General features: G+C 45.5%; 21 protein-coding genes and 1 tRNA gene. 13 read left to right on the top strand and 9 right to left on the bottom strand.

Annotated features, from left to right (window positions below):
* The first annotated feature begins 1 nt into the window (after position 1).
* Positions 2-1,909, top strand: coding sequence for a site-specific DNA-methyltransferase (locus C7120_RS12420; RefSeq protein ID WP_107621971.1), 1,908 nt, complete (start codon positions 2-4; stop codon positions 1,907-1,909).
* Between the two features lie 13 nt (positions 1,910-1,922).
* Entirely contained in the window at positions 1,923-2,858 is a 936-nt protein-coding gene (locus C7120_RS12415; RefSeq protein WP_107621970.1) for a hypothetical protein, read from the top strand.
* Between the two features lie 205 nt (positions 2,859-3,063).
* On the opposite strand, the gene C7120_RS12410 is transcribed toward C7120_RS12415, so the two are convergent.
* Positions 3,064-3,137 (bottom strand) — tRNA-Ile (locus tag C7120_RS12410).
* Between the two features lie 94 nt (positions 3,138-3,231).
* Entirely contained in the window at positions 3,232-4,308 is a 1,077-nt protein-coding gene (locus C7120_RS12405; RefSeq protein ID WP_107621969.1) for a putative glycoside hydrolase, read from the bottom strand.
* 132 nt (positions 4,309-4,440) lie between these two features.
* On the opposite strand from C7120_RS12405, the gene C7120_RS12400 reads away from it, so the two are divergent.
* From C7120_RS12400 to C7120_RS12385, 4 genes are read left to right on the top strand one after another with little or no spacing between them, the layout of a single operon-like run.
* A complete protein-coding gene (locus C7120_RS12400) occupies positions 4,441-7,005 on the top strand; it encodes a calcium-translocating P-type ATPase, PMCA-type (RefSeq protein ID WP_107621968.1) in 2,565 nt (854 codons plus the stop codon).
* Positions 7,002-7,925 (top strand): bifunctional riboflavin kinase/FAD synthetase, encoded by a 924-nt coding sequence (locus tag C7120_RS12395; RefSeq protein WP_107621967.1) that lies wholly within the window; start codon positions 7,002-7,004, stop codon positions 7,923-7,925. Before C7120_RS12400 ends, C7120_RS12395 begins: the two co-directional genes overlap by 4 nt.
* Positions 7,918-8,769 (top strand): CPBP family intramembrane glutamic endopeptidase, encoded by an 852-nt coding sequence (locus C7120_RS12390; RefSeq protein ID WP_107621966.1) that lies wholly within the window; start codon positions 7,918-7,920, stop codon positions 8,767-8,769. Before C7120_RS12395 ends, C7120_RS12390 begins: the two co-directional genes overlap by 8 nt.
* Positions 8,770-8,813: 44 nt before the next feature.
* On the top strand, positions 8,814-10,100 hold the full coding sequence (locus tag C7120_RS12385) for an alpha-L-fucosidase (RefSeq protein WP_233247128.1): 1,287 nt from the start codon (positions 8,814-8,816) through the stop codon (positions 10,098-10,100).
* Between the two features lie 70 nt (positions 10,101-10,170).
* Here the strand turns inward: C7120_RS12385 and C7120_RS12380 are convergent, their stop codons facing one another.
* The 6 genes from C7120_RS12380 to C7120_RS12350 form a co-directional block, all read right to left on the bottom strand.
* Positions 10,171-10,680 (bottom strand): Dps family protein, encoded by a 510-nt coding sequence (locus tag C7120_RS12380; protein WP_107621964.1) that lies wholly within the window; start codon positions 10,678-10,680, stop codon positions 10,171-10,173.
* Between the two features lie 482 nt (positions 10,681-11,162).
* The gene (locus tag C7120_RS12370; protein ID WP_107620279.1) at positions 11,163-12,242 is read right to left on the bottom strand and encodes a relaxase/mobilization nuclease domain-containing protein; all 1,080 of its coding nucleotides are present in this window, start codon (positions 12,240-12,242) and stop codon (positions 11,163-11,165) included.
* Complete coding sequence (locus tag C7120_RS12365; protein WP_004384745.1) at positions 12,226-12,657, bottom strand: hypothetical protein; 432 nt, start codon at positions 12,655-12,657, stop codon at positions 12,226-12,228. Before C7120_RS12365 ends, C7120_RS12370 begins: the two co-directional genes overlap by 17 nt.
* A 351-nt stretch (positions 12,658-13,008) precedes the next feature.
* Positions 13,009-13,470 (bottom strand): DUF3408 domain-containing protein, encoded by a 462-nt coding sequence (locus C7120_RS12360; RefSeq protein ID WP_107620280.1) that lies wholly within the window; start codon positions 13,468-13,470, stop codon positions 13,009-13,011.
* A 4-nt stretch (positions 13,471-13,474) separates the two neighbouring features.
* On the bottom strand, positions 13,475-14,440 hold the full coding sequence (locus C7120_RS12355; protein ID WP_107620281.1) for a toprim domain-containing protein: 966 nt from the start codon (positions 14,438-14,440) through the stop codon (positions 13,475-13,477).
* Positions 14,441-14,634: 194 nt separating this feature from the next.
* Positions 14,635-16,074 carry a VapE domain-containing protein gene (locus tag C7120_RS12350; protein WP_107620282.1) on the bottom strand — a complete coding sequence of 480 codons (1,440 nt, stop codon included), beginning with the start codon at positions 16,072-16,074 and terminating at the stop codon, positions 14,635-14,637.
* 477 nt (positions 16,075-16,551) lie between these two features.
* On the opposite strand from C7120_RS12350, the gene C7120_RS12345 reads away from it, so the two are divergent.
* The 7 genes from C7120_RS12345 (at position 16,552) to C7120_RS12310 (ending at position 20,026) form a co-directional block, all read left to right on the top strand.
* Positions 16,552-16,842 (top strand): helix-turn-helix domain-containing protein, encoded by a 291-nt coding sequence (locus C7120_RS12345; RefSeq protein WP_107621356.1) that lies wholly within the window; start codon positions 16,552-16,554, stop codon positions 16,840-16,842.
* Positions 16,839-17,132, top strand: a complete 294-nt coding sequence (locus tag C7120_RS12340) for a helix-turn-helix domain-containing protein (RefSeq protein WP_107620283.1) — start codon at positions 16,839-16,841, stop codon at positions 17,130-17,132. Before C7120_RS12345 ends, C7120_RS12340 begins: the two co-directional genes overlap by 4 nt.
* Positions 17,133-17,221: 89 nt before the next feature.
* The gene (locus tag C7120_RS12335; protein ID WP_013613459.1) at positions 17,222-17,641 is read left to right on the top strand and encodes a VOC family protein; all 420 of its coding nucleotides are present in this window, start codon (positions 17,222-17,224) and stop codon (positions 17,639-17,641) included.
* Positions 17,642-17,654: 13 nt separating this feature from the next.
* On the top strand, positions 17,655-17,924 hold the full coding sequence (locus C7120_RS12330; protein WP_107620284.1) for a helix-hairpin-helix domain-containing protein: 270 nt from the start codon (positions 17,655-17,657) through the stop codon (positions 17,922-17,924).
* A gap of 344 nt (positions 17,925-18,268) precedes the next feature.
* On the top strand, positions 18,269-18,664 hold the full coding sequence (locus C7120_RS12320; RefSeq protein ID WP_304590100.1) for an HU family DNA-binding protein: 396 nt from the start codon (positions 18,269-18,271) through the stop codon (positions 18,662-18,664).
* Positions 18,665-18,832: 168 nt separating this feature from the next.
* A complete protein-coding gene (locus C7120_RS14065; protein WP_233247109.1) occupies positions 18,833-19,147 on the top strand; it encodes a hypothetical protein in 315 nt (104 codons plus the stop codon).
* A gap of 459 nt (positions 19,148-19,606) precedes the next feature.
* On the top strand, positions 19,607-20,026 hold the full coding sequence (locus C7120_RS12310) for a hypothetical protein (RefSeq protein ID WP_146154270.1): 420 nt from the start codon (positions 19,607-19,609) through the stop codon (positions 20,024-20,026).
* A 426-nt stretch (positions 20,027-20,452) separates the two neighbouring features.
* On the opposite strand, the gene C7120_RS12305 is transcribed toward C7120_RS12310, so the two are convergent.
* Positions 20,453-20,750 (bottom strand): GNAT family N-acetyltransferase (locus C7120_RS12305; RefSeq protein WP_146154269.1); only part of this gene is annotated, 298 nt, incomplete at its 5' end.

The following is a 20,750-nucleotide window of genomic DNA, read 5'->3' as shown; positions in this document are numbered from 1 at the left end:
AATGGAAACATACAAAGACCATATCACCATCACCCCCGACCTTAACGACGAGCGTCTGCAAACGCTCCGAAAGCTGTTCCCCGACTGGTTTACCCAAGAGGGTATGCTTGACATCAATGAGGTAAAGAAAGCCACGGGCGCAGAAGATGCAAGCGATACCGAACGATATGAATTCCGATGGTTCGGCAAGTCAACAGCCAAGCGTAATGCTTTCACACCTACGCGAGCTACCCTGCACTACGACCCCACTCGCAGCGTCAATGCCGACAAGACTGAAAACATTATCATTGAGGGTGAGAACCTCGAAGTGCTCAAGATACTCCAGCGGGGGTATCGTGAGAAAGTTAAGTGTATCTATATTGACCCACCATATAATACGGGGGAGGATTTCCTTTACAAAGATGACTTCAAAGAGGGTAAGGAAGGCTATTGGGAGAGTACGGGAGTAAGGAAGGATGGCGTTGCCCTCGATACAAACACCGTGAGTGCGGGGCGTTTTCATAGCAACTGGCTCGACATGATATATCCTCGTCTGCTTGTGGCAAGAACATTGCTCAGGCCAGATGGAATTATTTTTATTTCTATGGACGACCATGAGATACACCATTTGCGTAAGATATGCGATGAGATATTTGGGGAGGAAAATCTTCTTACAAACATTATTTGGGAAAAGAGATACACAAGGAGCAATAACTCAAAATTATTTGGAACGATGACAGAGCACATTCTTTGTTATCGGAAGTCAGATGCCCTTATAAATATCAAAGAGCCGAGAAACGATAAGTCTGACGAAATATATACAAATCCAGATAATGACGAAAGAGGGCCGTGGACGAGTGTTTCTTATGTTAATCCTGCGTCCCGTGATGAACGGCCCAATCTTTGTTACAAAATAAAGAATCCTTTCACTGGAGCAGAGATTGAGCATCCAACCAACGCATGGAAATATGAATATGACAAATACCTTCAGCATGTACAGGAAAATAAACTTTATTGGGGACAGAATGGTAACAACTCATATCCTCGATTGAAAAAGTTTCTTTCAGAAATGGAGGGTGGAATGGTACCATCAAACTTTTGGAAGCGGGATGATGTAGGGACCACAGACCAAGCAAGTGCCGAGTTGGAAGCTTTGATAGGAAGAGGTGTTTTTCCTTTCCCAAAACCACCTCATCTGGTGCAGAAAGCAATTTCTTACATTATCAATGGCGAACCCGACAAGGATTGTATAGTCCTTGATTTCTTCGCAGGTTCAGGCACCACTGGCCATGCAGTCGTCAATCAGAACATAATGGACGGAGGACACAGGAAATATATTCTTGTTCAGATACCCGAAATAACAGATGAGAAGAGTAACGCACGCAGGGCTGGGTATAAAACCATCAGCGAGATAACCATTGCCCGGAATAAGGCCGTGGTAGAAAAGGTGCAAGATTCTTTTAAGGGCAAGATTATAGCGCCCGAAGACCAAGATCAACTCGACCAGTTAGGCTTCAAGGTGTTTACGCTTGGCAAGTCCAGCTTCCCACGTGTCGACTTTGCACCCGACCCAGAGAAAACCGATGAGGAGAACTTGCAACTCCTGCAAGAGTATATCCGGCAAAAGGAGCAGCAGCTCACCATTCAGTTTAATGCTGAAGAACTGATTACTGAGATCCTGATCAAACAAGGATTCCAACTCACCTATAAACTCGAACCGCAACCGCAGTTTGAGGCAAACCATGTGTATATGGCCACCGATGTCACGCATAAGGCATATATCACCGTAGATGGCAAGCTGGACGATGCTACAGTTGAATACTTCCTTGCCCATACGGACAAGAAGTTTATCTGCATCGAGCGAGCCCTAGACACCACCAAGAAGTATAACCTGAAAAAGGCAATGGACTCAAAGTTCTTTGCTTTCTAAATACCATTTTATCATGGAGTACTACAACATTTCAGATATAGCTCAGAAAATACTGTCAGACATCATGAATGATGCATCATTATCTGGCATAATGCTAAAAACCAAAATATTCGCGGTAAAGAACTCTGATAAAGAATTGTTAGAATGGGTTTCTAATGAACTAAAAGGATACAAAGACAGACCGCCATTGTATAGGATTATCGATTGTGGAGTAAAGGTTGATGTTCATAGAGGTTTTCAAGAAGTCTTAGGCTTCGAATATCCTGTAGAAATGATTAAAGATGAAAAAATAAGAGAAAGAGTTTCGCATATAGCTTTACAGCAACCTATTTCTGAAATCGAAGAATTGATAAAAGATGCAGAAATGACAAATACAATCCATGTGCCCTTGCCCGTCTCAATATGGTACTACCATATGGGGCATTGTATCACGGGACAAATTCAATGTGCATATCAGTTCGCAACTATTGCTTCTGTAAAAAATATTCTTGTTGTTATAAAATCGATGTTGATAGACTACTTTCTAAAAATTGACAATAATGAAGAAATTGACTTCTCTTCGATTATGAGGAAAGATGCTTCCCTGACAAATATCACACACAACACTACATACAATGCAGCTATAGTCAACACAGGTGATGGTAATGTGGAGGCGCACCAAATTACAAATATAGCTAATGGCGATGTTATACTAAATGATAATATAAAGCATGAATTAAAAGCTATAATAGATAATATAAAACATATTGTAGAACAGGTTGATTCACCAGATCTTAGAGATATTATCAAAGAAGCAGATGAAGAAATCCAGAAGCCGAAAACAAAGATTAAGATAGTAAAAAGATGTCTTCAGGCTATGAAGGGTTTGTCGTATGAAGTAGGCGTAAGTGTTATTGCAGATCAGCTGTCTTCTTTGCTAACTAAGGCTCTATCAATACTTCCCCTTTAAGATTACGAAAGTGTCACAATAATATAGCGGTATAACCCTTTAAGCCTGCTAAAAGCATTTGAAGAATAATAAATGAAATCAAATATGATTATTCAATATAGCACAAGGTTTCATCATCTTACTTTGTTTTCAAAAAGGTCACCTAAAGGTCATCTTTAAAAGAAAAAGCACTTGCGATAAATTCGTAAGTGCTTGATTTTCAGCGTGGACCAGCCTGGGCTTGAACCAGGGACCTCCAGATTATGAGTCTGTTGCTCTAACCAACTGAGCTACAAGTCCTCGTGTGCACACAATGGCGCTCACTTTCAGAGTGCAAAGATACAACCTTTAAGGCGAATTCCCAAATTTTTTCTTCAAAAAAGTAAAAACTGACCTACCTAATAGCCTCGTCAAAGGCTTTCCAATGCTCCGCTGTCATGCTAAAGGGAGTGAACAGACAAACCCCTTTGGCCCCTGCTTTCATGGCGCCATTCACTGCCTCGCCTATCTCCGACGGCAGCAAGCCCGAGTTTTCCGGGTCTACGACGCTGGCTTTATTCTGCCAGTCATGGCAGATGAACAACCCGCTATATATCGGGGTCTGGCAATCTGCCACAGCCTTCACTTCTTCTTCCGTCACCTTTCCAACCCATGAGGCTGGCTCCATGTAGAAATCATTATAGTTCATGGGAAATACCGCGTCGAGATTCCACTTATTCCATTCCTGGCGAACCATCCATACGGCATGGCTGTAAGGACCCGGAAATACATCCGCGCTTACCTTTTTCCCCTCCTTGTGGACGGCTTCAATGATGGCATTTACCAAGTCTGTAACAGCATCACAGCGAAACTGCGCCCACTCTTTGATCTTAGAGGGATCTGTAACCTTACGAATATCAATTCCCGCCTTTTTCTTGAAAGCCTCCACACAGTCGTCGCAATAGCAATAATCCGCCTCGGCATATTCTCCATTCATGATGAGCCCATACTTATCCCACAAGCCTCTGGAGAGAATCACATCAGCATAGCGTATATAGTCGAGCTGTATATAGTCTACCTCGGGAATCCGGGCTATCTCCGAAAACTTGTCTATAAGATATTGCCGGACTTTCGGATTACGAGGATCGAGCGTCTTATAATATGGCACATAGGCAGGGTGGTCATAAGCCGACTGTCCCAGACGGTTAACCGTATACCAAGAAGGATCCAGGCCGCCCTGCAGCATTGTCGGAATCCAGGCATGGTATTCCAGGCCCTGCTTTTTGGCAACCTTGGCTGCCTCGGCAATTTTTTCCTTGTCCATACCTGCATTCACGCACACGCCCACCACGCCATGGCGTTTCCATTCGCGAAAGTTTTCCTTCAGCGTTTTTGCCGGTTTCCACTCTTGCCATATATAAACCGGTGTCTTGGCTGCAACCGTATGGGCAACCATAAGAAATACTATCAGTGCCAAAAACTTCTTCATCATCACTTTTCGGTTTTTTGCAAATATACGCCAAAACCCGTAAACCCCAAAAGGCTTTTAAGTTAAATAATATTGAATGCCGGACTTTTCATGCGATTTTGAGTAACTTTGCAAAAAACAATCAGAACATCCTGCATGGAAGAGGAACAGTTTTTCAAGGCCGACCCGCAGACCGGACTTAGCTGGCAAGAGGCAGATGAGAGCCGCAGGATATACGGCAAGAATCTGCTCACGCCGCCCCGTCATGCATCGTTATGGAAACTCTATCTCGATAAGTATCGCGACCCCATCATCCAGATATTGCTCGTGGCGGCAGCCATCTCGCTCGTCCTGGCTTTCATCAAGAACGATTTCATCGAGGTTATCGGTATTTTCATAGCCATTTTCCTTGCCACTACCATCGCCTTCTACTTTGAGCGCGATGCCTCCAGAAAGTTCGACATTCTCGCTGCCATGAGCGAAGAACAGTCTGTGAAGGTGAGACGAGAAGGCAAAGTGACGGAAATTCCACAAAAAGAGGTGGTGGTGGGCGACATCGTTCTGATAGAGACGGGTGACGAAGTGCCGGCCGACGGGCTTCTTCTGGAGTCCGTGAATCTACAGATCGACGAGTCTTCACTTACGGGAGAACCTATTGCCGACAAGTTCGCAACACCGGAATCAACAACCAGAGAGGCCACTTATCCGCCTAATATGGTTCTTCGTTCCACTTTGGTCATGAACGGGAGGGGTGTGATCAGGGTTAGCTCCGTGGGCGACAGGACAGAGATTGGTAAAGTGGCCACCAAATCCACAGAGACCACTCACACCAAGACCCCTCTGAGCATCCAACTCGATAAGCTCGCATCGCTCATCTCCAAAATTGGCTCGGGCGTGGCAGTAGCAGCCTTTTTCATCTTCCTCATACACGACATTCTCACCAACGCAGCCCTATGGCACGGCGATGACTATATGCTCATGGCAGAAGAAGTGCTCGGATACTTCATGATGGCCGTAACGGTCATCGTCATGGCAGTACCCGAAGGGCTACCCATGGCCGTAACTCTTGCCCTCGCGCTCAACATGCGCCGCATGCTCAAGTCCAACAATCTGGTACGCAAACTCCATGCCTGCGAAACCATGGGAGCTGTAACCGTAATCTGCACCGACAAGACGGGAACGCTCACACAGAACAAGATGAGAGTGGCAGAAGTCATAGAATACGGCGACAACCATCTCCTGGCACAGGCCATTGCCGTAAACTCAACGGCTGAACTTGACGGCGACAACGGAATCGGCAATCCCACGGAGGCCGCGCTGTTACTGTGGTTACGACAGCAAGGCTTCGACTACGAGAGGCTCCGACACGAACATCCCATCCTCCGCCAAGAACCATTCTCAACAGAAAGGAAGTATATGAGCACCACCGTCATGCTCGACGGCAAAGAAGTTACCTTCGTCAAGGGTGCTCCCGAGATGGTTTTAGCTGCTTCCAACATGGCCGAGGACGACAAAAAGCAGGTAATCCGACAGTTAGAAGCCTTCCAAAAAACTGCAATGAGGACGCTGGCCCTCAGCATAGACGGAAAGCTGCAAGCCATAGCTGCCATCAACGACCCTGTCCGCGAGGAAGTGCCGAAGGCTGTGAAAAACTGCCAGAACGCAGGAATCGAGATCAAGATCGTAACGGGCGATACCGCTGCCACGGCTGCCGAAATAGGGCGTCAGGTAGGCATTGTAAATCCTGAAACCGACTCCGACAAGGCCTATATCATGGGTCCGGAATGGGCAAACCTCTCCGATGAGGAAGCCCTTGACCGCTCCCTCTATATAAAGGTGATGTCGCGGGCACGCCCCACCGACAAGCAACGGCTGGTAGAAATGCTCCAGAAGCGGGGCGAAGTCGTGGCGGTAACAGGCGACGGAACCAACGATGCCCCGGCACTCCATTACGCCCATGTGGGACTCTCGTTAGGTTCAGGTACCAGCATAGCCAAAGAAGCCTCCGATATGACCCTGCTCGACGACTCCTTTGCGTCGATTGCCAATGCCGTGATGTGGGGGCGCTCGCTCTATAAGAATATCCAGCGGTTTCTTTTCTTCCAGCTGGTGGTGAACCTCACGGCCCTGCTTCTCGTCTTGGTCGGTTCCATCATCGGCACCGAGTTGCCTCTTACAGTTACGCAGATGTTATGGGTAAACCTCATCATGGACACCTTCGCCGCCATGGCATTGGCCTCCTTGCCACCTTCGCGGGAGGTGATGAAAGAGAAACCCCGCAAACAGAGCGACTTCATCATCACGAAGTCCATGGCACGAGCCATCGTCTTTGTGGGACTTGGCTTCTTTGCCGTCCTGCTGCTTTTCCTGATGTGGTGCGAGCGCAACGGTAGCGACAGTGTCGACATCCACGAACTCACGCTCTTCTTCACCACCTTTGTGATGCTGCAGTTCTGGAACCTCCTTAACGCCAAGACCTTAGGAAGCCGTCATTCGGTCTTCCACAATCTGCAGGGCGACCGCGGCATGCTGTTCGTCATGCTACTCATCATTGCCGGACAATGGCTCATCGTAACCTTTGGAGGCAAGATGTTCCGCACCGTGCCGCTCTCCCTTGGAGAGTGGATCATCATTATCGCAGCCACTTCCGCAGTCATGTGGATTGGCGAACTATACCGGCTTTTTACCAGCAAGAAAACAAGGAAGGAGGATACCCGATGAACACCCTGCCGCAACCATGCGTAGCCACGATAGGCTTCTTCGACGGCGTTCACCGCGGGCACAGGTTCCTGATAGACCATGTCAAGGCAGAGGCCGAGAGGTCGGGAATGGCTTCCATGGTTATCACCTTTGACGAGCATCCCCGCCGAGTGCTGCAAAGCAATTTCCAACCCGACCTGCTCTGCACGCTTGAATCCAAGCGGACACTACTCTTGGAAACGGGAATCGATCACCTTGAAATCCTCCACTTCAACAAGGAGATGTCGCAACTCAGCGCACGGGAGTTCATGAAACAAATCCTGCAGGACAAGTTCCATGTGCGCAAACTCGTCATAGGCTACGACAATCGATTCGGCCATAACCGCAGTGAGGGCTTTGACGACTATGCGCGCTACGGGCAGGAACTCGGCATCGAAGTCATCCACAACGAAGCCTTTACCATCGACGGGGAAAAGGTGAGCTCGTCGGCCATCCGCCGTATGATAAACCGAGGAGACATCGGGAAAGCCAACCGCTTCCTGGGCTATCCTTACACCCTTATGGGAAAAGTAACAGGCGGCCATCAGGAGGGCCGCAAGTTAGGCTTCCCCACGGCCAATCTCAACCTCGCCAACCATGCCCAGCTTGTTCCCGCACCCGGTGTCTACGCCGTGCGGGCACAGCTGAAACAAAGTACAGTCTGGCACAGGGGCATGATGAACATAGGTACCCGCCCCACTTTCGGTGGCACCGAGACCACCCTGGAAACCCATATCCTTGACTTTCGAGGGAACATCTACGGTCAGATTCTACAGGTAAGCTTCGTGCAGCGCATACGAGAGGAGCGGAAGTTCGACACCCCCAGCGCGCTTAAGGCACAACTTGAGAAGGACAAACAACAGATTGAACAACGATTCGAAAAACTTTCCGACAATGAGTAATACCACCAAGGCGTGGGTAGACGCCATTTTCTATCTCATCGCTTTCATATTCATACAGATGGCGACGATGTATATTATCAAGTTCGCCGTCAACACTGCTACAGGCATACCGCTGGCACACACCTGGGGGGAGACCGCCGCCGTCAAGGAGCAATGGAACACTTCAGTACTCATTCTCTCGACAGCACTGAGCGCCGTAATCACCATCGGTATTTTCCTGTGGCGTAAATGGGCCCCGTTCTCACGGGAATATATCCGCACACGACCTTGGGGCGTGCTCTTCTGGGTTGTCTTCCTCACCATCGGAACCATACTGCCCTCGGAATGGGTCGTGGAGAAACTGGAATTCTACTTTCCCATATTTCATGTCGACGAATCAGACTTTCACAACCTCATCACGCTGATGAAAAGTCCTTTCGGCTACCTTATCGTGGGAATCCTGGCACCCATCTGCGAGGAAATGGTATTCCGCGGAGCCATCCTGCGATCCCTGATGAAGAGTTTCAGCAACAAAATGCACTGGTGGCCGATCATCTTCAGCGCCCTCATCTTCGCCCTCGTACACCTCAATTTCCTGCAAGGCTTCCATGCCTTCTTTATGGGACTGCTGCTGGGTTGGATGTATTATCGCACCAACAGCATCCTGCCCGGCATCGTGTTCCACTGGATGAACAACACTGTTTCCTTCCTCATGATAAAGTTAATGCCCCAGATGGCCGATGGCAAGCTCATCGACCTTTTTCACGGCGACGACCGCCTGATGGCAGGAGGAGTGTTTTTCTCACTCTGTATCTTCATCCCTTCACTGCTACAACTCTTCGTTAAACTCAAAAAACAAATATGAAACACATTATCTTCACCTTTTTAGCATTAGCGGGCTGCCTGCAAATGCAGGCACAGCCCTTCACTCCCGACTCTGCCACCTACGAGTCGCGTATGGACTGGTTTGGCAAAGCCAAGCTGGGTATCTTCATCCATTGGGGCATCTATGCCGTCAAGGGAGTTTCGGAAAGCTGGTCGTTCTACAACAACTATCTGCCCTACGGCGAATACATGAAACAGTGCGAGGGCTTCACGGCAAGCCGCTACGACCCCAAGGCATGGGTGGATCTTATCAAGGAAAGTGGCGCCCAGTATACGGTGATAACGACCAAACACCACGATGGGGTTGCCCTCTGGGACACGAAAGCCGGCTCGCTGAGCACCAAGAAGAGCACGCCCGCAAGGCGCGACCTCATCACACCTTTCGCAAAAGAGGTGCGCAAGGCTGGCCTGAAATTAGGACTCTACTATTCACTGGTCGACTGGTCGAACGAGAACTATCCCAACAAGACCAAGACTGAACAGCGGTATAAGGACGACCCGGCAAGATGGAACAAGTTCGTGAAGTTCAATTTTGCCCAATTATCAGAGCTGAGCAACCAGTTTAACCCCGACCTTTACTGGTTCGACGGCGACTGGGAACAGACGGCCGAGGCATGGCACTCTGCCGATATTATCAAGATGCTGCGCGCCAAGAACCCCAATGTGGTGGTAAACTCACGCATACAAGGCTACGGCGACTATGCCACCCCTGAGGTGGGAATTCCCGTTTCTCGCCCCAAAGACAAATATTGGGAACTCTGCATGACCATCAACGACTCGTGGGGCTACCAGCCCACCGACCTCGAATTCAAGTCGCCTTACATGCTCCTACGCACCTTCGTCGATTGTCTTTCCATGGGCGGCAACCTCTTACTCGACTTCGGACCCCGCGAAGACGGCACCATTCCTCAGCAGGAAGTCGATGTTCTTAAGGAGTTCGGACGATGGATCAGGAAGCACCGGGAGGCCGTCTACGACACTCGGGCAGGCATCGGGGCAGAATGTTTCCAAGGATATACCACGCTCAACAAGGCCGGCGATGTGCTCTACCTGTATCTCCCCTATAAGCCTAATGGCAAGATAGAGGTGAAAGGACTGCTCAACAAGGTGCACCGGGCATGGGTGGTGGGTAGCGGACAAACACTCAACTACCAACTCTACAACCATGCCTACTGGAGTTCCACACCGGGAAACCTCTACATAGATGTGCCCGACGAGGTGCTCGACCCACAGATAACGGTCATTGCCCTGTTGCTCGACGGTCCGGCCAGAATCTACAAGGGAGCGGGACAGGTGGTTACGGCAAACTAAAAGAAATCGGCCCGCGGAAGATTCCGCAGGCCGATCTTTTCTTGGGATCTAAGCAGAGAAGCCACGCTGCTTACTTTTCCTCGCACTTGCAACCATCATGGTCGTGGCGGGTGCCGTAAGCCACAAGCATCCAGAGCATCTTCTCCTGGCCCTTGAGGTAGTCGCTCATGAGCGAAACCGTAACCTCATCGCCAGACTCAGAGGCCAGACTCAATACCTCGCGCTCCTTGGCAATAAGCACCTTGAGCCATCCCAGCAGGGCCTCGCGAGCCTCACGCCCACGCTCCACGGGAGCCTGCTCCCGGATGTCGGACTGCTTCAGATACTCGCTGAACTTACTCTCTGGCACGGCTCCCAGCTGCAGGATGCGCTCTGCCAGCTCATCTATCTTCTCGGCCGCGTCGTTGTAAAGCTCCTCATACTTGGCGTGCATGACGAAGAAACTCTTGCCCCGCACATTCCAATGGAAGCCGCGCAGATTGGTGTAATACACCTGAAAATCAGCCAACAACTGCGATAAACCTCCGACAACGCCCTTCACCTTACTCTCGTCTAAACCTAAAAAATCTAATGTTCTCATTTTTCCTTTCCTTTCTTTTTAATTTTTGTTGATAGTCTTATTCTTCTTTTCTTGGTACAAAGATAGTTTCTTTTTCGGAAAGATGCAACAGATAAAACCTATAGCGACATTTATTTTTCCTATTAGCACATGCAAATCGGCTGATTTTCACTATTATATGCCATCTAAAAAAATGACGGGAGTAAATCCGCAAGCTTTCCCCGACAAGATTACAAGCCGTTTGTAATGGGATTACAAGCTAAGATGATTTCTAAAACGTATCTAATTGAGAAAGAAGAAGTTACCTCGCTGTAAAAACTAAACAGGTAACGATTTGGAAACGAGCGAAGTACTTTCTATCGCATATTTCTACATCAACAAAGAACGCTTGTTATTCTATTTGCAAAGATAATCATTTGCTTTGAATAACAAGCGTTTTTGATAAGATTTTCACTCTTTTGCGTCATCTGTTGTTTGGAAAGATTGAAAAATGAGGAGAATGGTTATATTCCTCTTCCTCGTTTCTTCTTTTTCTTGGCTTGGTTTCTGAGTTTTCGTTGCCATACCGTCTCAGCATAATCATCGCCATGTGTCTGTGGATTGATAAGTCCACCTGCTCCCGAAATTATTTCTTCAGCAGCATTCAAGACAGTGCTTGCTACATTTCCTACGGCTTGTGCAATAGGTGAAGTTTCGTTTGCTTTTGTAGGCGGTGTGTACGAACGGCTGGGAGGAACAAGTTGATAGGCTGTATCCGGTTGGGGTTTGCTCTTTTCCTGCTTGTGCGCCATTATTTGAGCTTTTGTCATTATCTCCTTTGTTTCGGCTTTATTGCCTGCTTCAAAGTTCTTTTGCAAAGAACGGTAGCCGAACTCCCTGCCGATTTCGGAAGCCTTGAAGCTTTGTCCATTGAAGGAGAACTTCAAACCATATACTTTGCCCTGCTTGTTCTTCATGCGCTCTATGGCGATGTCGTTCTTATTTAGGTCGTAAAGAAACATTGAATGCCCTGTGATGCCTGTTCCTTTATACTTTTCAAGCAAGGTGTAGCAAATCTTTTGTACCTGCTGCTTCGTTTGCTCTCTCGTAGGATTGGATTTTGCTTTCTGATGCATCCTTTCAGCCTTTACTTCCTTTGCAATGGTCAAGCCTTTCGAGCGACTTATTTCCTCCGCCACTCTTGCTGCCCTGTTGCTTACAAAAGTGGTGTCATAGACCTCCCCATACAGGCTGATGCGGTTGGCAATGATATGGATATGCCTGTTATCGGTGTCCTTGTGCGTTACTGCTACCCATTGGTGGTTGTTAAGTCCCATTTGTTTGGCAAACAGATGGGCTATCCGCATGAGTTCAGATACGGGTAGTTTCTTCTCATCCTGAGGTGCTATACCGATTTCAATGCGGAGGAACTTGTTTCTGCAACGACTGTTATAATCGCTGACCACTTTCATTTCCTCATAGATTGCTTTCGGTTCTCTGCTGCAAAGATTGTGGAAGGCAAGCCGATTACCGAGCTTTCCCTCTCTGAAAATATAATCCAAAGCCGTGCTGCCATGCGCTATCGCCTTACATTTTCCTATCATCTCTCGACATATTTAAGACCTTATATATTTCGTCGTCCACACGAAAATGCGGGTCGTAAAATCGCTTAAATGCTTCTTTGGCACATAGCGAAAGGTTCTGTGTGATATGTACCCATCTCTCATCCTTGACTTTAATAAGGTTGGAAATCTGCCCATAGAACCTGCCCGTATGCTGGAGAATGGCAATGGCTTCTCTCTCATTGTCCGTCATCTTAGGAATGGCAACCACTTCTCCATTAAGGAGTATTTCACGGCAGTAGTCTGAGAACTTCCGTCTTGTGCTTTCCGCCTTTGACTTGATGCGCTGCTTTTCCTCTAAGGTGCATCTTACCTTGATGAACTCCGTCTTGTTCATCCTCGCTTCTTCTTTACCTCGTTGCTGCCATTTGGCAGTTCTGCTATCATATCTGTTCATATAAAAGTCCTCTTTTCTTTGTTTTCAATCTTGCTTAATTTCTGAACACTGACCGATGAGAACGGAGTGATTACGGTCTAATCTCCCCGACAATTAAACGAGGGGAGCAAGCGCAGTTTGTGGGTACAAACTGACGTCTTGCAATGTCAGCTAACGAAACGTTTACGCATAAAGCGTTTTGTCGTCCAAAAATGAATGCTATGCATTCAGAAGATTAACTGTGTTCGTGGCATTCCCACCATTCAATGTGTTCAGTAAAAATCTATTGTTGGTACTACCCTAAAACGGTCGAGGATTTTGAGTGAAAGGGACGTTCCTTTTTCTGAAAACCCTCGACCTTTTTCTTACGGCTTACAGTCTTCTCCATTTCTCTATGTCCTCATCATATTCCTCTAGATGTTGGCGGATAATGTTTTCTACGAAACTTGAAAGGTTGCTGCCCCTATCGCCTAATCTGCGTACAATGAAGTCCGCACGTTCCTGTGTCTCCCTGCTCAGATAGACCGCTTTTCTCTCACTTAGCTTTGTCGGAACAAGGAACGCTTGCTTGTATGCTTCGAATGTCTCCTTTCTCATCTTGGCACTGATGCGTCGTTGAATAGTTGCATGCTCTGTATGCAGTACAGGCTCGGATGGCGTGGCATGCTCTATGGTATGTTTTGTTTCTTGTTGTTTTTGCTCTTGAATATTTTTCATTCCCTCTGCCCGGAATTCAGCGACAGTTTGTTCACTTGAATTTTCAGCTTGGCTCATACCAAAAGTTTTTCCTATGAAACGATCTATTTCTTCCATATTTCTTCTTTCCTTTTTCATCACTCTATCTTATTTTAAGTTTGACTTGTTTTATTTTGTTGCTTGTATTTGGAGTTTTCTCCAACTTTTTCTGTTGCTCACGGACACGGCTGGCGTGAAAATCGTTGAGGTCTTTGAAGTCTCTATAATACACTGCCATATCTTCTACCTTAAAACCTGTGTTTACAAATTCCTGCACTGCCTTTCGCCCAGCATCGTCATTATCAAGAAAAGCACGAATGGAGGTTATACTTCTCTCGTTTAGGTAGCGAATACTTCTGGCCACATTGCTTACAGAGTTCATCACAAGGCATTGGTTGGTTACTTTCTCTTTCATTGAAAGAAAAGAGAGAAAGTCCATAAAACCCTCGAACAGACAAACGGGCTGTTCCATGTCCTCAAATATCGGAGTGATGCCCTTCGGGGCCGTTCCCTTGAACGTATTGTTGTCCCGAAGTTCATAGCCACCCGAAGAGTTGGCAAAGCCGATGGCTTCATATCTTCTTCCTCTTACCTCGTAACTGATACATTTGAGAAAGGGTGTTGCCTTTTCCAAATTAATACAGCGTTCCTTTTTGAAATACTCCTGTAAGTGCGGCGACAAGGTGTCTGATAGGCATATCTGTCTCCTTGTACCGCTTGCCGTTACATTTTCTCTTTGATTTGGACTGATGGATATTCCTCTATTTGTAAAACTGTAGCTGTGCGTTGTATTATCGGGAGCGTTCTGTCCCAAACGGCAGATGGCTTCCGAGAGCGTGCAGCCCTCCAAACGCATGCAAAGGTCGATGATGCTTCCACCCCTGCCTTCGGCATAGTCTATCCAAAGGTTCTTTTCCGTGTCCACCTTGAAACTCGGATGTGTTTCCTCCCTGAGCGGTGAGTGGTACATGGCATAGGTCGGTGTCTTGCGGACAGGCTTGATGCCTTTACTTTCGAGATATTCCACGATGGAATATCGCTTGATAGCTGATAAATCTTCTTCTTTCATTGTTTTTGATGTTTTAATGGATTGAATGATAATTATTTATGCTTGTCTGTTTTATGGTTTTACCGTTTCCAAAGTTTTCCTCTCCAAACTTTTTCATCTTTCTTCTTACTACATACTATTTTGTGATTAAGTGATTGATAATCAATATTATTTTGTAGTATCAGGCCATACTACAAACCTACTACATGTGCCTACTACATTTGGCTACTACAACTATTGAGCAAAGGACATGGGAGTATTTTCCTTACCTTATACACATAGATAGGGCTACCGCCCTCCCGTCGCTTACTTACTTTTTCAAAGCCTGCCTTTCTTAGAGCCTCACCCATGTGCTTCAAGGATAAGGGATGGTGCGTATAAAGTCCCAAGTAGGTGATTATCTCGGTGGTGGTCATATAAGAGCTATGAGGATTAGCCTCCGTTGGCTTTTCAAAACAACGTAACAAAAGTTCCATTTCTGCAGTCTGTACTTGAAAGTCTTCACTCTCCCTATATAGCTCGGCTATCTCATCATCGTCAAACCAATAGCGGAAACCTGACTTTAACAGGGCTTTGGCTTCAGCATAGACATTATCCATTGAAATACGCTTGGCTTTCTCTATGTCTATGGAAAGAACTTCAAAAGGAAGAAACCGTCTGCTGCCTGTCGGGTCGGTAAGAAAGTCGTTGCCGTTCACTGATGCCACAAAGCTTGCCAAGTGGGGATGCTCCTCAACATATTTGTCATACGGCATACGGTACTTGACCATCGGACAGGTGATAAGGTTTTTCAGCTCATTCTCGTCCCGCTTATTGAGGGCTTTGAGCTGGTCATCTATATTTACGATAAGGTTCTGCCCGATATAGGTAAGTGTATCTTTCTCCTGCGGATATATCTTTCCTGTGTAACTATAACCATATAGTGCCGGCGGACAGAGCAGGTCAAGGAACGTGGTCTTGAACTTTCCCTGCTCGCCTGTCAACACGAGGCAGGTATGGTTACGGCACTCGCGGTCGTCGATTGCGTTGCCGACCACCGCCACAAGCCATTTGGTAAGATACGGCAACCATTTGTTAGAATTACGGACAACAACACAGCTTGCCAAATCGGGAATTGCTTTTGGTGAAAAGAAAGTAAGAACACTACTACCACTGTAACTACCACCATTGCTACAACCATCACCTATATCTATCAATGGTAACCCTTTTAAATACTCCTGCACAGGATTGATACGGGGAGAAAAGCTGCTTTCAATGATGGAATAAAGGTTCTCGGCAGAAGTCGCTATGTTTTTATCGCAATCAAGTTCCCTGCGAAGCGTATTGATTTCATAACGACCGACTTTTGTAAATATGCCGCTGTTCCTACTTCGGTATTCGGTTCTACCCAATACTGTATTGTATCTAAAATCGTAGTGTGTGGAGAGGTAGTTTTCTATCTCTACGTTCTTGGATGAACTACCCCTTCGATGAGGATTTCTCCTGCTGTCTGTATTGCCTGCATCTGTGTTCTTTTTCATTATTCCCTTGAATTGGTTTCCAAGAGTGAAGTTAGGGTGAGAATGTGTAACTTCCAAGCATTCAGAGCCTTCTTGCATAATGTTGCGCTCGTCTGCTGCAAAATTCTTAGGGGAATAGGCAGGCAAGAAGAGCATTTATCGTCTCATTAAGCAAAAAACAGATGATAGGAAAGATCGGTTAGCTGAAATACGGATGTCGTTGTTTGCTCTCAGATGTACTCTTTTGCTTTGATTACCTTATTAGCCTCAGTTGTGCAGTGGCAAGAACATCAATCTGTCTCTTTTGTCCTTGTTATAGCGCCACAAGCTGCCACTTGAATGAAATGTGATGGAATAAGAAATATCCAATATTAATTTTGCATAAGACAAACTGCGCTCGACAAAGGATAAGTGAACTTTCCTCTGCACTCGCTTGGATTGTCTTTGCAATGAAAGAAAAAAGACGGGGCAGGAAAACGCAAATGTGAACCGATGAAACGGATTGCTCTTTTCCCGATTGTTCCCGATACTTCCCTGCTGTTCCCCACGGCTTTGAGAGGCGTACGTACGCCATTACCTTTGCCAGCAGAAACAGGAAAGAACTGAAACAACAAACAATAACAAAATATGATTATGAACTATTACGTCATTACGGAAACCAATTGGGCAAAGCTTCGAGATGAAATCTTGAGCCTTGCGGAATGCTGCCACAAGGCATTCGGAGAGAAAAGCAAGCAAACGGACTGGCTGCACAACGGTGATGTGTGCCAGCTGCTGAATATCAGCAAACGCACCTTGCAGCATTATCGTGATACGGGCGTGCTGCCGTTTACGCAAATCGGACACAAGTGCTATTACAAGTGCGAGGATGTGGAAGCACTGCTTCTTATGAAGTCGAACAAACCTAAAAACAAAATGATATGATGGAAACAGCAAGAGACTTGAACATGGAGACGGACGAGATGCAGCTGGTCGTCTCGGCCTTGAGAGGTGTAGGCAAACGGATTGTGGAAGTGGCGCAGACGCACAAGCCACTCTTTGCTGGCGAACTTTTCCTCACGGGCAAGGAAGTGTGCGAGCGTCTGTATATCAGTCCCCGCACTTTACAGGACTACCGCGACAGGAGAATCATTCCCTACACGCAGTTTGCAGGGAAGATACTCTACCGACTCTCCGACATAAACCAACTATTGCAAAAGAACTATCGAAGATAAAGCCTTCGCAAGGGACGTTTCCTGCTGACTTATTCGTCTTTCTCGTTAAGAATGAGTAACTTTGTGGCAAATTCAATAATATACAACTTATGAGACAGAAATTCACTTTGATTACATTGGGAGTAAAGGACTTTCAAAAGGCATTGGCTTTCTATGAGGGATTGGGCTGGAAGAAGTCGGAACAGAGCCAGGAAACTTACGCCTTGTTCCCTTTGGGTGGGATAGTCTTGGGGATATACCCACTGCAAGAATTGGAAAAAGATACGACGTTATACCATCAACAGACTGCCTTTTCGGGCATGACAATCAGTTATAACGCCATATCGGAAGAGGAAGTCAATGCCGTGATGCAGGAAGCACAACGGCTCGGAGCAACCATTGTGAAACCTGCACAGAAAGTGTATTGGGGAGGATACAGCGGCTATTTCAAGGATTTGGACGGCTATGTGTTCGAGGTAGCCTACAACCCTTTTTGGCAGATTGACAGAGACGGAAATCTTGTCTTGTAGTTTGTCAAGTGCAATGACCAAAGAGCAGACAATTAAGGAACTGACGGTGATTCCCGGAATAGGGAAATCGCTTGCAACCGATTTGTGGAATATCGGGATAACCTCCGTTGCAGACTTGAAAGGCAAAGCCCCCGAAATACTCTTTGCTTTGTCCAACGACTATGCTGGAGTGGTGCAGGACCGTTGCGTACTGTATGCTTTCAGATGTGCCGTTTACTTCGCGCAGACACCGCCAGAGCATAGGGAAAAGGAAAAGCTGAACTGGTGGTTCTGGAAAGACTGAGCCGATCGTACTCCTAAGATTGACATGGTCTTGATCGTATCAAAGGATCTGTGTTTTAAATTTGTCTTGAATTGTTAAAGCACGAAGCCTATCAAGCCCGAATGTTGGCAACAACGGTATAGGGGCACGATTAACACCAGAAAATAATAATACACTTTTTTTGAAAGCGCAAGTAAGCACAGATAGAAATTAACGTGTGCAGGACAAGGATTATAAGTGAAATTAGGGAATAATCGGCATTCTCTTAGCAGAATGTTCAGATATTCTGCTGGCTTCATCGTAAAATTTAGTATCTTTGTGGCATTACTAACCCTTTAATTCTAAGCGATATGATAAAGTAGGTAATTCAAGCGAAGAAGAATCCGCTGAAGAAAGAAGAAGTGGAGTTTTATCCGCAGGCTGCACCGACCACGCCGGTAACGTTGGCGCAAATCGTAAAGCGGATAGAGAAACGCTCCACCGTGTCGAGTGCTGACGTGAAGGCTGTGTTGGACGCCTTACAATACGAAGTTATCGAGGCCTTGGAGAATGGCAACACCGTGCGACTGGGCGACATCGGTTCGTTCCGTCTCACTATCAAGGCGGAGGGCGCAGCAACGGCCGTCGAAGCCAAGGCAAAGGGCGCGAAACTCATAAAGCAGGTGAACGTGCAGTTTACCAAGAGTACGGCCATGCGTGATTCTTTCGACATCCGAAGTCTCGACTTCGCCCCGCAGGAAGATATCGTAAACGCAAAATAGCATGATGGCAGCATCGTAATGCCTTAACGAAAAACGTGTTTCCGGCATACGAAAAGGATATTTTCCATATGTGTCGGGAACACCGTTTTCAAGGTTTAAAAATACAATTTTGCAACTCGCTGATAATCAATACTTAGCAAAAGGCAAAAATTGTCTTATAAGAGAATTTTGAGAATGTACTTCGTACTTCTAAGGGAATTAGGAAATTTGATATTAGCTAAGGCTATAAAGAAAAGAGTGATTATTATACAAAAAAAGAAGAACATGGTAAATATAGTAAAAAAAACAACGACAGAAATAATTCTTCCTGCTGAAAAAGTTGAATACTTACAAAGAGAACTAACTAATGTAAGAGAAGAACTTATAGGGAATAAATATATTGAAGAAGCAAGACTAGTTTTGAAGGCTGGTGGATTAAGAAGTGCTATTGGATGCTATTGGAATGCAGTAAGTGATGATCTAAGAAGAAAAAATAATACATAGAAGTTTGGACTTGTTTAATAAGGAAATGAATAAATCTGCAAAGACTTACGAAGACTTCCAAAATAACATTACTGATTATGATTTAATAGAAGGTGCGTATAAATAGGTGTTCTTAGTTGGGAAGCAAAAAAAGTCATACATCAAGCAAGAGAAACCCGTAATATATTTGACGGACATCCAGACAGTTCGATCCAAACCTTTTTAAGGTCTAAACATGATTGCAGATTGCAACAATATGTGTTATCACAAGAGTTTCCGATTCCAATAATCAACGTAAACGATTATATCGTTAAAATGGATACGGATACTTATGACAAGCATGAATTAGCTGTTGAACAAGCTTTCATTGATTTACCAGAAGTTTATAAGAAAGAAATGTGTAACAAATTGTTTACATACTACATTGGGATACAATCTCAACGCGTTTTCGTTTAACATTGAATTAAGTTTTCCTATTTTGTGGAAAGTAACGCCAAAGAAATACGACAACAAATAGGACAACGTTTTGATAAAATGTACCTTGAAGGTGATGCAATGAAGAATAAGAAGGGGGTTGATTTATTTAGCTTAATTGACGGCTTAAGATACTTGTCTACGGCAACCAGAAAGTTAATCTATGCCCCCCATATACAAAATCTAGAAAAGAACTTAGATAACTGGGCACAAGAAGCCTTGTCTGTAAGAGAACTTGAATCGTTTGGTTCTGTTATCCCAGACGAATATGTTGAAAGATTAGTAGCAGCTTTAACTCTGACATATGTAGGATATAAAGGTGCAAGTTATAGTTTCAGCAGAACTTCGTTTATTCTGATGCGGCAGCACCAAGAATTTCAAGGATGTTTGAAAAATTTGACAACAAGTCAGCAGAAGAGTTTGTAAAAACAATAAAGACAAACTCAATCTTGAAATCAAGAATATGTCATTCGGGCAACTTAGTAGACTTAGAACACTTGGCAATATTCTTCTAAACAAACCAGAAATCACTAGCGACACTAAAATCTTTCTGAATTACTAGTTGATGAATCTAGAACAAAAGAATTATACAATGAAATAAATAAGTAGAAAGAACTCCTACCAATAAGAGCCTTCAATCAAATGGATTGGTGTGGGAGCATGATTTCCGGTAACAGAAGCGACTTAGGTATTGGTATCAGAATCCTTCAAGACTATGGGATAAGGTAAAGGCTCTCTGATATGTGGCACTTGGACAGAGATGCCTCTCTTTCAAGTGCCATTCTTTATCGGATAAATTGATTTGCAGTTTTTTAAAACTGCTCTGTTGTATTGAGTTAGATAAACTCGGAATTACCTGTATCTCTTCATAATGTATTTCAGCCTTGGAGTCTCAATTACTTCATTGATTTCAAACCCAAGTTTCTCATAAATTCTCTTTGCTTTTTGGTTGAAATCAAAGACCGTTAGGGAAATACTTTTAATATTATCATCCTCAAGAATGAAATCTACAAATCTTTTTAGGGCCTCAGTCCCAAAGCCCAATCCTGTTTTTCGGGGATCTATTACAAATCTACCTATGTGTATGTTATCCTTACCAATTCGTACTTCTTGTATCATTCCGATAAATTCCCCTTGGTTGAATATCGAA

It is taken from the genome of Prevotella sp. oral taxon 376 (assembly GCF_003043945.1).
Classification (GTDB): Bacteria; Bacteroidota; Bacteroidia; order Bacteroidales; family Bacteroidaceae; genus Prevotella.
This window is presented reverse-complemented; position numbering and strand designations above follow the sequence as displayed.